Origin of the sequence: Gordonia alkanivorans, assembly GCF_004011905.1 — a bacterium.
Classification (GTDB): Bacteria; Actinomycetota; Actinomycetes; order Mycobacteriales; family Mycobacteriaceae; genus Gordonia; species Gordonia alkanivorans.
This window is the reverse complement of sequence record NZ_CP027114.1, coordinates 517,464-530,088: the sequence shown is the minus strand read 5'-3', so window position 1 is coordinate 530,088 and position 12,625 is coordinate 517,464. Positions and strand designations below refer to the sequence as shown.

The following is a 12,625-nucleotide window of genomic DNA, read 5'->3' as shown; positions in this document are numbered from 1 at the left end:
TCACGAACTGTCGGTGCCCACCAGCACACTGGAGACATGGCTGACACCGGACACCGACACCATGCGATCGACTACGTCGAGCTCACCGTCACGGACATGGCTGCGGCGCGGACCTTCTATTCGGGCGCGTTCGGCTGGGAGTTCAACGACTACGGACCCGGTTACTCGGGAATCGTCGGGCCGGGAGGAGCAGGATCGCCGGAGGCGGGCGGCCTCGCGCTCGGCGACTCGGCGCCCACCCGGGGCGGCCCGCTGGTCCTGCTGTACTCCGATGACCTCGACGTGACGGTTGAGAAGGTGCGTGCGGCGGGAGGTCAGATCGTCAACGGTCCCTACGACTTTCCGGGCGGCCGACGGTTTCACTTCACCGACCCGAGCGGTAACGAGCTCGGCGTCTGGTCGTCCGCCTGAGGTGTCCGCTCGCAAACCCACCCCTCGAGGGGTGCGGAGTCGAAAACTCGATGGATCCCAGCGGGGCTTTGATGCGTCCAAGTAGTGCAGAACTCGAAGGTCGCTCGTCCCGACAGGAGAACCCATGACCCACAACCTTTCTCGTCTCATCGATCGTGCAGGTGCGCACGCCACGCGGCTGATCACCGACGAGGACGGCATGTCCACGGCGGAATACGCGATCGGCACAATTGCGGCCGCGGCGTTCGGGGCGATCCTCTACACGGTGATCACCGGGGACAACATCGTGAGTGCGCTGACCGGCATCATCGGGAAGGCTCTCAACACCTCGGTGGGCTGATGTGCTTGCGTGCGCTGAGGATTCGGATTGCGGAGATCGGTCGGGATGAGGCGGGGATGGTGACGGTCGAGGCGGCATACGCGGTCGCTGCGATCGTGGTCGCGGTGCTGCTCGCCGTCGGAGCGATCGGTGGCGTGACGGCCCAGATCCGTTGTACCGACGCTGCGCGGGAGGCGGCACGGCTGACGGCAGCGGGTGACGATTCGGCGCGCGAGGTCGCGAAGCGGATGGCGGGGGATCGGGCCGTGGTGTTGGTGTCGGTCCAGGGGAAACGTGTCGTCGCGCAGGTGCGCACCTCGGTGGCGTTGTTGCCGGGCCTCACGATGTCGGCACAGGCCGTGGCCGCCAAGGAACCGCGAGGCGAGGATCAGGTGGTCTTCGCGCCCGGCGTCGAACCGTGAGGGCCGTCCGCGGTCTCGTCGCAGATGACCATGGCAATGCGACGGTGCTGGGTGCGTTCGCGATCGCCGCTCTCGCGGCAGTTCTCGTCATGGTCATCTACGTCGGCGCGGCCGTGCTCGCCCGTCACCGCGCTCAGTCGGCAGCTGACCTGTCCGCGCTGGCCGCAGCCGCAGATCACGTGGCGGGGGAGTCCGAACCCTGCACCGCTGCGCGTGCAATGGCGACGGCACAACGGCCTTCGGTCGAGGTGGTCGCGTGCCGAACGGACGGTGAGGACGTGCTCGTGTCGGTGCGGGTCCCGGTCGACCTGGGCACCTTCGGCGTCCGGGCGGCCACGGCGTCCGCGCGGGCCGGTCCGGTCGAGTGACGGTGGAGCGCTACCCGCGTCGGACAAGAGAACGGAGTCTGGGGATCGGCCAAATCAGGTCGTCGTACGGTTACGGACGTGATTAGAGCCTTCGTAGCCACTGCCGCGGCACTTGTACTACTCGCGGGATGCTCGTCTGAGAAAGATGCTCCTCGGCAAGCTTCCGCACTCCCCGGGGTGATGACAGCTCAACCTCTGACTGCCTCTGACTTGGCCGAGCGATTGAAGACATCGATACCCGAAGTGGTGAAGATCATTGAGATCACCGAAGAAAACGACCCGAACAATCTGATCGGTCGCCCAAACGGGTACACGACAGCCTTTGTCATCGAAGACTCGCGCGTTGGTTGTCTCGAGTTGCCGGGCAGCAGCATCGGTGTTGACTGCGGGGCAATGGTCGAACAGTGGCCAGACCATGCATCAGCCCAAGCGCGTGCCGACTACATCCAGCGGGTGCTGAAGGGAGCCCCGATGCTCGGACAGGAGTACGACACGGTTCGTGGAGATGCGGTGCTCCGTGTGTCGGGTGATCTCAAACCGTCTGAGGCAGAGAGGTACAAGGCGGTGTTCGCGTCCTAACAGGGTCCGAGTGACCTAGCGCGGAAGAGCGTGTACGACCAGGGCCTCGTGAACGACACGACCAGACGCTGACCTACCCGCGACTGTCCTCGTCGACGACGATCCGTTTCGGATACACCCGTACCGATTGCATAGGGGCGAACCACAATTGGTGAAAGTGAACGTCCGTGTCGCCGCGGTAGGCGAGTTCGAAGGCTTCGGTCCCGGTGTTCAGCGGGATCCACGGTCGAACCGCCCGCACGAACGACGACCAGTGGATCAGTTCGCCCTCGGTCAGGAACCCGCCTGCAGCAGCCCAGGTTTCGCCGGACTGCGCGTCGGACGACGCCAGGTACACCTCGCCGAGCGACGGCGTGATCCTCGGGCCGATCATCGCGGCTTGCAGGTACCACTGGGCGGTGGTCACCACCGGGGTGAAGCCGCCCGACCGGGCCGCGCACCACCCGTAGTGCAGGTCGAGGGCATCGAGTGCCGCCTCCTCGGAGAAGAACACGTCGCGTTCGCCGATGGAGGCCGGCAGGTTGTCGGTGTCCTGGGTGGGCCGGGCAAGCAGGAAGAAGGCGCGCGAGGGCCGGGACACCAGCCGCTTCGTTCCGATCCCCCGATCGGATGCCTCGTCATGCATGAGCCAAGTATTGCCGAGACAACAGTTCGAGGACGGTCACTGCGCCATCTTTGTCCAACGGATCATTGCCGTTGCCACACTTGGGGCTCTGCACACACGACGGGCAGCCGCTCTCGCATCCGCAGCTCGCGACGGCGTCCCGGGTGGCGTTGATCCAGGTGAGGAAGGCAGAGTGCCCGCGCTCGGCGAAACCCGCCCCGCCCATGTACCCGTCGTAGACGAAAACGGTCGGCAATCCGGTGTCGGGATGGAGGTCGGTGGAGACGCCGCCGATGTCCCATCGGTCGCACGTCGCGACGAGGGGGAGGAGTCCGATCGCCGCATGCTCGGCCGCGTGCAGGGAACCGGGCAGCCTCGTGTCGTCGATTCCGGCCTCGGCCAGCACCTCCGGTGTGAGCGTGTACATGACCGCCCGGGTATGCAGGGTCTGCTCGGGCATGTCGAGTTCGACGGCGTCGAGCACCTCACCGGTCCGCAGCGTCCGCAGGTAACCGACTACCTGATGCGTCACGTCGACCTCGACGAAGGCCACGGTCAGCGGACCGAACTCACGGCTCTCGATGACGGAGGTGATCGAGATGTCGGTGGTCTCGCGTGCCGACGTGGTCCAGTCGGGGTCCTCGGGATGTGCGAGCGCCAGGCCGTCGTCGAGGTCTAGTTCATCGACGAGGTACGTCTCGCCCTGGTGGATGTGCACCGCGCCGGGGTGCACCGTCGACATCGCGCGCCCGGTGTCGACGGTGCCCAGGACCTGCGAGGTCGTGGTGTCGACGATCAACACCTGCCCGCCGATCCCGCCCCGGATGTCGATCTCGGCGTGCGGTTCGACGCCGGCGGCGACGTACCAACCCGACTTCCGTCTGCGCAGCAGGCCTTCCGTGGCCAGGTCCTCGGCCACCGGCCGCGCATCCCAGGCGTCTATCTCGGTGTCCGAGAGCGGCTTCTCTGCGGCGGCGCACAACAGATGCGGCCCGAGGATGTACGGGTTGGCCGGGTCGGTGACGGTGGCCTCGACCGGCTTGCCGAGGAGCGAGTCGGGATGGTGCACCAGGAATGTGTCGAGTGGGTCGTCGCGGGCGACCAGGACCACCAGCGAGTCCCCGGACTCCCGTTGGCGTCCGGCCCGACCCGCCTGCTGCCAGAACGACGCGACCGTCCCGGGGTAGCCGCTGACGATGACAGCGTCCAATCCGCTGATGTCGACGCCCAATTCGAGTGCGTTGGTGGTCGCGACACCGAGCAGCTCGCCGTCGGAGATCGCCTTCTCGAGCTTGCGCCGGTCATCGGCGAGATAGCCCGCACGGTAGGCCCCGATCCTCGACTCGAGTTCGGGCGCACTCTGCGACAACATGTTCCGCGCCGACAGTGCCGTCAGTTCGACGCCCCGCCGACTGCGCGCGAAACACAGTGTCCGCGCACCCTCGACCACGAAATCCGCGAGTAACCGTGCAGATTCGGCGCCGGCGGAGCGTCGGACCGGCGCGCCGTTCTCCCCGGTCACCGCCGGCAGGAAGTCCGGCTCCCACAATGCGACGGTGCGCTCACCGCGCGGCGAGCTGTCCTCGGTCACCGCGACCGCGGGCTCACCGATCAAGCGGCCCAATGCCTCCGCGGGTTGCGTGACCGTCGCGCTGGCACCGATCACCGTCGGATTCGCGCCGGCCGCACGGGCGATCCGGAGGAGCCTGCGCATGACGAGTGCGGTGTGGGAGCCGAAGACGCCACGGTAGTGGTGGCATTCGTCGACGACGATGAAGCGAAGATGCCGGAAGAACTGACGCCACCGGGCGTGATGCGAGAGGATGCCGATGTGCAGCATGTCGGGGTTGGTGAATATCCACCGTGAGTGCACGCGCGCCCACTGCCGGATCTCGGGGTCGGTGTCGCCGTCGTAGGCGCAGGGCTGCAGGTGCCCGAACTCCGGCCGCCCGGCGATGATCGAGGAGACCGCCCGGATCTGGTCCGCGCCCAACGCTTTCGTCGGCGCGAGATATAACGCTGTCGAATTCTTTTCATTCAACAGAGTCGAAAGAATTGGCATCTGGTAAGACAGTGATTTACCCGATGCGGTTCCCGTGCAGATGGCGACATGATTACCGCGGAATGCTTCGTCGGCGGCCCGGGCCTGGTGTGTCCAGACGCGTTCTATTCCGTTGTCCGCGTACGCGTCGAGGAGTGCTGTGGGCACCCATTCCGGCCACTCGGCGAAAGATGCAGGGCGCGACGGGATTACCGACAGGTGCGTGAGTGGGGACTCGTCGGGGTCGGTGCCTGCGAGGGACCTTGCGAGGAGATCTGTCCCGAATGTGGAGTACTGCATTTTATGGTGGAAACTCTTCAAAGTGGTGTCGGCGCGGGAGGTCTGGGAAGGTCGGGATGTTACCGATGGATGTCGTGCTGCTGAAGTTTGGCGAGGTTTTTGCTCATCTTGGTTGATGTGACTATCGCAAGTGGGCCGGACATGATTGACTGGGTGCGGCCGCAGCTTTCGCAACCCGTCGAGGCGGGCGACAAGCGTGTTGCAGCCGTGGTACTGAGGTTAGTTTGGCGGATCGAAGCAGATCTTCGCGGGGCTCTTTGAAGTATGGCGGTCAACCGGCCACGACGCGATGACCCATCGTGTCGCGACAGTTGATATGTAAAGGATTGCAAGACATGGCACAGGGAACTGTGAAGTGGTTCAACGCGGAAAAGGGCTTCGGCTTCATCGCGCCTGACGAGGGCTCCGACGACGTGTTCGTCCACTACTCCGAAATCCAGGGAGCCGGTTTCCGCACCCTCGAGGAGAACCAGCGGGTGGAGTTCGAGGTCGGCCAGGGCACCAAGGGCCCGCAGGCCACCGGCGTTCGCGCGGTCTGAGACCACCTGCGCAACTGCATACGCAGCTTGCCGACAACCGCTCCCGTCTCGTTCAGTCGAGACGGGAGCGGTTTGTTTTGCGGGGGCCGCTGAAGCGTCGGCGCGAACCGCCGCGGGAAAGACCGGTTTCGGGGACCCGGACCACCTAATCTCGGCTTGTGGGCCAGTTGTCGTTTTTCTCCGCGGAGACAGAGGAGCCCGCGTACTCCGATCTCGCGGGCCTGCTCGCGGCGCACGGTCAGGCCGTCCGTTCGGACTCCGGTACGCGGGTCTCGATCGTCGTCCGCGATCGCTGGCGCGCGGAGCAGATCGTCGAGGAGATGCGGGCCTCCGGTCTCGACGCCGAGGTCACCACCTCCGATGAGGGCACCCCGTTGGCCCGCACCGCGGCGTGTCATGAACTCGACGCGCTTCACCTGGCATGGTCGGCAGGCGCGGTCAAGGCGATGCCCACCGGCTGGATTCCGTCATACCGTGCGCTGCGGCTCTGGGTGATCGCCTCCGGCCACTCCGACGAAGGCCGCTACCAACTCGGTCTCGACCCGCACGCCCCCGACACCCACGCGGCACTCGCCACCGCACTGATGAGGGTCGGGATCGCACCCACCCTGGTCGGCACGCGGGGTCATTCACCTGCACTTCGCATCGCCGGCCACCGTCGTCTCGTTCGTCTGCACGAATACGTCGGTCCGCCGCCGAATGCAGCGGCGGTGCCGGATTGGCCACCTGCGGACATACATTAGCGATCTCTTCTAGATCGTTCTGACCTGGGAAAACGCTGACCGAAAGCGCGGTATGGGTCACATCTGACAGCGTCACAAGGAATTCGGATGTGCAAACGGCGCTATACATAAGGTACAAACCCATCGAACACACCTGTTCAGACATGCAGGTGGTTCTCCACCCAGTCAACCGAAGGACGCCCCGGTGGCCGAGACCAGCACCGCATCCCGCTCTAGTGGGGGAATCCGACGACTCGTGATCGTCGAGTCCCCTACAAAGGCGCGCAAGATCGCCGGTTACCTCGGCTCCAACTACGTGGTGGAGTCGTCCCGCGGCCACATTCGCGACCTGCCGCGCGGCGCCGCCGACGTCCCCGCCAAGTACAAGGGCCAGCCCTGGGCGCGCCTCGGGGTGAACGTCGACGACAACTTCGAGCCGCTCTACGTCGTCTCGCCGGACAAGAAGACCACCGTCAGCGAACTGAAGTCGCTGATGAAGGATGTCGACGAGCTCTACCTCGCCACGGACGGTGACCGCGAGGGGGAGGCCATCGCCTGGCACCTCCTCGAGACGCTCAAGCCGAAGATCCCGGTCAAGCGGATGGTCTTCCACGAGATCACCGAACCTGCGATCCGCGCCGCCGCCGAGAACCCGCGTGACCTCGACATCGACCTGGTCGACGCCCAGGAGACCCGCCGCATCCTCGACCGCCTCTACGGCTACGAGGTGTCGCCGGTCCTGTGGAAGAAGGTCATGCCGAAGCTGTCGGCGGGGCGTGTGCAGTCCGTTGCGACGCGCATCATCGTCGAGCGTGAACGTGAGCGCATGGCGTTCGTGTCCGCCGAGTACTGGGACATCGCCGCGACCATGGACGCCGGCGCCGAGGCCAGCCCGTCGACGTTCAAGGCACGTCTGGTCAACGTCGACGACGCCCGCGTCGCCACCGGTCGCGACTTCGAGGCGACCGGCGAACTGAAGAAGCCCGACGGCGTCGTCGTGCTGAACGCCGACCGTGCGGAGAGCCTGGCCGCAGGCCTGCGTGGCGCGGCCATGACGGTGACGTCGGTCGAGGAGAAGCCCTACACCCGCCGCCCGTACGCGCCGTTCATGACGTCGACGCTGCAGCAGGAGGCCGGCCGCAAGCTGCGGTTCACCTCCGACCGCACCATGCGCATCGCGCAGCGGCTGTATGAGAACGGCTTCATCACCTACATGCGTACCGACTCGACGAGCCTGAGCGAGTCGGCGATCAACGCCGCCCGTGCCCAGGCCCGCGAGTTGTACGGCGACAACTTCGTCCATCCGACGCCGCGTCAGTACACCCGCAAGGTCAAGAACGCGCAGGAAGCCCACGAGGCGATCCGCCCCGCGGGCGAGACCTTCCGGACCCCCGGTCAGGTCGCCGGCCAGCTCGAGGCCGACGAGTTCCGCCTCTACGAGCTCATCTGGCAGCGCACCGTCGCCTCCCAGATGGCCGACGCCAAGGGCACCACGCTGAGCCTGCGCATCGCGGGTACCGCCTCCTCCGGCGAGCGCGCGACCTTCGCATCGTCGGGCCGCACCATCACGTTCCCCGGCTTCTTGTCGGCCTACGTCGAGACCGTCGACGAGCAGACCGGCGGTCAGGCCGACGACGCCGAGAACCGCCTGCCGCAGCTGACCGAGGGACAGTCGCTCACCGCGACCGAGCTCACCGCCGACGGCCATTCGACCAACCCGCCGGCCCGCTTCACCGAGGCGTCGCTGGTCAAGGTGCTCGAAGAGCTGGGCATCGGCCGTCCGTCGACCTACGCCTCGATCATCGGCACCATCCAGGACCGCGGCTACGTCGTGAAGAAGGGCAACGCCCTTGTCCCGTCCTGGATCGCCTTCGCAGTGGTCGGGCTCCTCGAGGCGTACTTCGAGAGTCTCGTCGACTACGACTTCACCGCGACCCTGGAAGACGACCTCGACCAGATCGCCACCGGCAACGAGAACCGCACCAAGTGGCTGACGGAGTTCTACTTCGGCGACGAGCGGTCCGGCGACGACGCCGAGGCACGATCTGCATCGTCGGCGATCGCCCAATACGGCGGCCTCAAGAAGCTCGTCAGCGTCAACCTGGAGGAGATCGACGCCCGCCAGGTCAACTCGATCCGGCTCTTCGACGACGAAGAAGGCCGTCCGATCTACGTGCGCGTCGGCCGTTTCGGCCCGTACCTCGAGCGTGACGTCAACGCGAACAAGAAGACCGACGCCGACGCCGAACCCGATCTGCAGCGTGCCAACCTGCCGGCCGACATCACGCCGGACGAGCTGACCCTGGAGATCGCGGAGAAGCTGTTCTCGACGCCGCAGGAGGGTCGCTCGCTGGGCGTCGACCCGCTGACCGGGCACGAGATCGTCGCCAAGGAAGGACGTTTCGGCCCGTACGTGACCGAGATCCTGCCGTCCGACGACGATGACGACGACGGTGATGCCCCGATCACCATCCCTGCGGGTCCGACGCCGCGCGACGGCGGATCTCCCGGTGCCGGCGGCAGCGATGCCGGCGACGCCGATGTGGTCCCGCTCGATTCCCCGGGCGGCGGCACCACCACCAAGACCAAGCCGGCGGCGAAGAAGGTCGCCAAGAAGGCGGCGAAGAAGGCCGGTCCCAAGCCGCGCACCGGTTCGCTGTTCAAGTCGATGGACATCTCGACGGTCACCCTCGACGAGGCTCTGAAGCTGCTGTCGCTGCCGCGCGTCGTCGGCGTCGACCCGGAGTCCGGCGACGAGATCACCGCGCAGAACGGGCGCTACGGTCCTTACCTGAAGAAGGGCTCGGATTCGCGGTCCCTCGGTAGTGAGGAACAGCTCTTCGAGATCACCCTCGACGAGGCCCTGAAGATCTACTCCGAGCCCAAGCGTCGTGGACGGCAGGCGGCTGCGCCGCCGCTGCGTGAACTGGGCAAGGACGACGAGGTCAGCGGCAAGCCGATGGTCATCAAGGATGGCCGCTTCGGTCCGTACGTGACCGACGGCGAAACCAACGCGAGCCTGCGCAAGGGCGACGAGGTCGACTCGATCACGCCGGAGCGCGCGATGGAACTCCTCGCCGATCGTCGCGCTCGCGGCCCGGCCAAGAAGGCGGCGAAGAAGGCCGCCAAGAAGGCCCCGGCAAAGAAGGCTGCGAAGAAGACGGCCGCCAAGAAGACCGCGAAGAAGGCTGCCGCCAAGAAGACGACCGCCAAAAAGACCGCGGCCAAGAAGACGGCCGCGAAGAAGACGACGGAGTCGTCGGAGGATTAGCGGGCCCCAGCCGCTGCTTGAGGTGCGAGGAGCGCGAGCGACGAGTCTTGAAGGGCCCTGGTGAGTCGACCTCGGGAGCCGCTCAGTCCCTGCGGTAGGGCTCCATGTGCGGGCGGGCGAGGAGGGTCTCGATCCCGCGGCCGCGGAGTTCGACGCCTTCACCGATCTCCCAGTGCTCGGCCTCTTCGTGCGAGGCCAGGAACACGGCACGGGCCGAACCGAGCACGCGGGTGGGCTCGTCCTTCGCGAGTTCGGTGAGGCGCGCGGCCTCGTTCACCGGGTCGCCGATGACGGTGTACTCGAGGCGCTGCTCGGCGCCGATGTGCCCGGCGATCGCCTTGCCGGCGGAGACACCGATGCCGATGTCGGTGTCACCGAGGGTCTGGTACAGCTCGGCCCGTAGCTCACGCGCGGAGGCCAGCGCGCGGCCGGCGAAGTCGTCGAGGTCGAGGGGGGCGCCGAAGATCGCGAGCGCCGCATCACCCTGGAACTTGTTGACGAAGCCGCCGTGGCGTCCGACGACGGCCACGACCACCCGGAAGAACTCGTTGAGCAGCTCGACGATCTCGCGCGGCGGGCGGTTCACGGCCAGGCGCGTCGAACCGACGATGTCGACGAAGAGCACACCGACGTAGCGTTCCTCGCCGCCCAGCTCGGTGCCGGTCTCGATGGCGCGTCGGGCGACGTCCTCGCCGACGTAGCGGCCGAACAGGTTGCGTAGTTCCTGTCGTTCGCGCAGGTCGGCGACCATGTCGTTGAAGCCGGCCTGCAGCAGGCCGAGGTCGCTGCCGTCGTAGATCTTCACCGCGACGTTCAGGTCGCCCTCACTGACCTTCGACTGGGCGCGGCGCAACTGCTTGATCGGGTCGTTGATCGCGGCCACCACGCGCACGATCGCGATGACGCTGAATGCGAGAGCCGACACCGCCATCCACAGGATCGGACGTTCCAGGCCGGTGGAGTCGCCCTCGAAGATGCCCAGCCGGTGCAGCACGATCAAGCCGATGATGACGACCATCGGTGCAACGACGCTGATCACCCAGAACGCGGTGATGCGGGTGGTGACGCTCGGGGCGATCGCATGGTCGGGGTTGTTGGCCATCGCGGCGACGGTGATCGGCCGCATGACCTTTTCTGCCTGCATGTAGCTGAGGGCGCAGGTGACCATCGCACCGATGGCGCTCGCGATGGCGACGATGAAGGCGTTCTTCGACGACACCGTCAGGTTGACCAGGGTGAAGAGCGCGCCGCCCACCACCCACAGCGCGGCGTTGACGACCGTCAGCAGCGTCGGTAGCGCGAGGGCGCGGCGTCGGGCGGCCTCGTTGTCGAGTCGCGTGCGTCTTCGGTGCCACACGAGCACGGGTAGCGACAGCTGGATACTGGCGTACCCGCCGATGACCATCGCGATCAGCAAGTAGCTCGCGAAGATCACCTGGTTCAGTGCGGTGATCTCGTCCAGGCTGATGGAATCCTGGAGCGGCATCCCGAAGCGGAGGAAGGCGAAGGTGAAGAGCGCGCCGACGAGATTCGCGCGGAGCATGTCGAGCGCGAGGATCGGCCACGGCGTATGAATCAGCCAACGGCCAAGGTGCAGCACCTTGGACCATCGCGACCGCTGTTCCACCACGGAGACTACGGTAGCTGGCTGCTTGCAATCGTTAAACACGGTTCCGCCCCGTTGGCGTGTCCGAACTGCGGTTTAGGGTGTCGTTGTGACCAATGTCTTTGATCGGCTGACCGGCCAAGAGGCGATCGCGGACGATCTGCGTGCCGCCGCGCGTGCTGCGCGGGTCCTCGCGCAGCAGCTCGACGCCGGCAGCAGCGAGGGCCTGTTCGTGCCCGACGACGAGATCCCGGGCGTCGACGCGGGGTGGTCACGCGCATCGATGACGCATTCCTGGCTCTTCACCGGGCCGCCCGGAAGCGGTCGCTCGGTGGCCGCGACGTGTTTCGCCGCCGCCCTGCAGTGTCAGTCGCCCGAGTCGGCGAACGTCGGGTGCGGCGAGTGCCGTGCCTGTGTGACGGTGATGGCCAAAACCCACGCCGACGTCCGGCACGTCGTGCCCGAGGGTCTGAGTCTGGCGGTCGATGCGATGCGCGACATCGTGCAGGCCGCCGCCCGACGCCCCGGAACCGGCCGCTGGCAGATCGTCATCGTCGAGGACGCCGACCGCCTCACCGAACAGGCCGCGAACGCGCTGCTGAAGGTCGTCGAGGAGCCGCCACCCCGCACCGTGTTCCTGCTGTGCGCGCCGTCGGTGGACCCGGAGGACATCTCGGTGACCCTCCGATCGCGATGCCGGCACGTCGCGCTGGTGTCGCCGACACCCGCGGCCATCGAACGCGTCCTGATCGAACGCGACGGCCTCGACCCCGAGCAGGCACGCTGGGCGGCGTCGGTGTGCGGCGGCCACATCGGCCGCGCCCGCCGCCTCGCCACCGACCCCGACGCCCGTTCCCAGCGCGAGAAGGCGCTCTCGCTGGCTCGGGCCGCTTCCCGGGATTCGACGGCGTACGCCGCGGCCGAGGAGCTGGTGCGGTCGGCGGAGGCCGCGGCCAAGGCGATCAGTGCCGAACTCGACGAAGCCGAGACCGAGGAGATGAGGACCGCGCTCGGTGCGGGCGGCACCGGCAAGGGCACCGCCCGGATGCCCCGCGGGAGTGCGGGCGCGCTGAAGGAGCTCGAGAAGCGTCAGAAGTCGCGCGCCACGCGCGTCGGACGCGATGTCCTCGACCGCGCCCTCGTCGACCTCGCCGCACTCTTCCGCGACGCGCTCGTCGTCGGGGTCGGGGCCGAGGTGACCGCGATGCATCCCGACAAGTCCGACGACATCTCGATACCCCTGGCCGGCTACGCCCGCCCCGAGCAACTGCTGTCGTGCGTCGAGGCCGTCCTCGACTGCCGCGAGGCGCTGGACATGAACGTCAAACCCAAGTTCGCGGTCGACGACATGGTCGCCCGGATCGGGTTGGCGCTCAAGCGCAAGGTCGACGCCTAGCAATCGCGGGGCCTCCCCAGTCTCGCAAAGCACCCACTATTGGTAAC

General features: G+C 66.8%; 12 protein-coding genes. 9 read left to right on the top strand and 3 right to left on the bottom strand.

The genetic code is table 11. The features are described 5' to 3' along the window. Window positions 1-36 precede the first annotated feature (36 nt). From C5O27_RS02455 to C5O27_RS02435, 5 genes are all read left to right on the top strand, one after another. Window positions 37-411, top strand: a complete 375-nt coding sequence (locus tag C5O27_RS02455; protein WP_127961834.1) for a VOC family protein — start codon at window positions 37-39, stop codon at window positions 409-411. 124 nt (window positions 412-535) lie between these two features. Further along, on the top strand, window positions 536-751 hold the full coding sequence (locus C5O27_RS02450) for a DUF4244 domain-containing protein (protein ID WP_006359042.1): 216 nt from the start codon (window positions 536-538) through the stop codon (window positions 749-751). After that, window positions 751-1,152, top strand: a complete 402-nt coding sequence (locus C5O27_RS02445; protein WP_006359043.1) for a TadE family type IV pilus minor pilin — start codon at window positions 751-753, stop codon at window positions 1,150-1,152. The genes C5O27_RS02450 and C5O27_RS02445 overlap by 1 nt, the downstream gene beginning before the upstream one ends. Beyond that, entirely contained in the window at window positions 1,149-1,520 is a 372-nt protein-coding gene (locus C5O27_RS02440; RefSeq protein ID WP_006359044.1) for an Rv3654c family TadE-like protein, read from the top strand. The genes C5O27_RS02445 and C5O27_RS02440 overlap by 4 nt, the downstream gene beginning before the upstream one ends. Window positions 1,521-1,766: 246 nt before the next feature. Continuing rightward, complete coding sequence (locus C5O27_RS02435; RefSeq protein WP_127961833.1) at window positions 1,767-2,099, top strand: hypothetical protein; 333 nt, start codon at window positions 1,767-1,769, stop codon at window positions 2,097-2,099. A gap of 73 nt (window positions 2,100-2,172) precedes the next feature. On the opposite strand, the gene C5O27_RS02430 is transcribed toward C5O27_RS02435, so the two are convergent. Together C5O27_RS02430 and C5O27_RS02425 are read right to left on the bottom strand one after the other, a co-directional pair. Further along, window positions 2,173-2,724, bottom strand: a complete 552-nt coding sequence (locus C5O27_RS02430) for a hypothetical protein (RefSeq protein WP_006359046.1) — start codon at window positions 2,722-2,724, stop codon at window positions 2,173-2,175. After that, on the bottom strand, window positions 2,717-5,044 hold the full coding sequence (locus tag C5O27_RS02425) for a DEAD/DEAH box helicase (RefSeq protein ID WP_127961832.1): 2,328 nt from the start codon (window positions 5,042-5,044) through the stop codon (window positions 2,717-2,719). Before C5O27_RS02425 ends, C5O27_RS02430 begins: the two co-directional genes overlap by 8 nt. A gap of 335 nt (window positions 5,045-5,379) precedes the next feature. On the opposite strand from C5O27_RS02425, the gene C5O27_RS02420 reads away from it, so the two are divergent. From C5O27_RS02420 to topA, 3 genes are all read left to right on the top strand, one after another. Beyond that, on the top strand, window positions 5,380-5,583 hold the full coding sequence (locus C5O27_RS02420) for a cold-shock protein (protein WP_006359048.1): 204 nt from the start codon (window positions 5,380-5,382) through the stop codon (window positions 5,581-5,583). 158 nt (window positions 5,584-5,741) lie between these two features. Further along, a complete protein-coding gene (locus C5O27_RS02415; RefSeq protein WP_006359049.1) occupies window positions 5,742-6,326 on the top strand; it encodes a hypothetical protein in 585 nt (194 codons plus the stop codon). Window positions 6,327-6,510: 184 nt separating this feature from the next. Next, a complete protein-coding gene (gene topA / locus C5O27_RS02410; protein ID WP_127961831.1) occupies window positions 6,511-9,576 on the top strand; it encodes a type I DNA topoisomerase in 3,066 nt (1,021 codons plus the stop codon). 82 nt (window positions 9,577-9,658) lie between these two features. On the opposite strand, the gene C5O27_RS02405 is transcribed toward topA, so the two are convergent. After that, window positions 9,659-11,176, bottom strand: a complete 1,518-nt coding sequence (locus C5O27_RS02405; protein WP_035754782.1) for an adenylate/guanylate cyclase domain-containing protein — start codon at window positions 11,174-11,176, stop codon at window positions 9,659-9,661. A 115-nt stretch (window positions 11,177-11,291) separates the two neighbouring features. Here C5O27_RS02405 and C5O27_RS02400 point away from each other — a divergent pair, with 115 nt between their 5' ends. Next, the gene (locus tag C5O27_RS02400) at window positions 11,292-12,578 is read left to right on the top strand and encodes a DNA polymerase III subunit delta' (RefSeq protein WP_042378205.1); all 1,287 of its coding nucleotides are present in this window, start codon (window positions 11,292-11,294) and stop codon (window positions 12,576-12,578) included. Window positions 12,579-12,625: the final 47 nt, after the last annotated feature.

Coding starts and splice junctions, on each gene's coding strand:
- C5O27_RS02455 (WP_127961834.1), top strand. CDS start 37: ATGGCTGACACCGGACACCGACACCATGCGATCGACTACGTCGAGCTC.
- C5O27_RS02450 (WP_006359042.1), top strand. CDS start 536: ATGACCCACAACCTTTCTCGTCTCATCGATCGTGCAGGTGCGCACGCC.
- C5O27_RS02445 (WP_006359043.1), top strand. CDS start 751: ATGTGCTTGCGTGCGCTGAGGATTCGGATTGCGGAGATCGGTCGGGAT.
- C5O27_RS02430 (WP_006359046.1), bottom strand. CDS start 2,724: ATGCATGACGAGGCATCCGATCGGGGGATCGGAACGAAGCGGCTGGTG.
- C5O27_RS02425 (WP_127961832.1), bottom strand. CDS start 5,044: ATGCAGTACTCCACATTCGGGACAGATCTCCTCGCAAGGTCCCTCGCA.
- C5O27_RS02420 (WP_006359048.1), top strand. CDS start 5,380: ATGGCACAGGGAACTGTGAAGTGGTTCAACGCGGAAAAGGGCTTCGGC.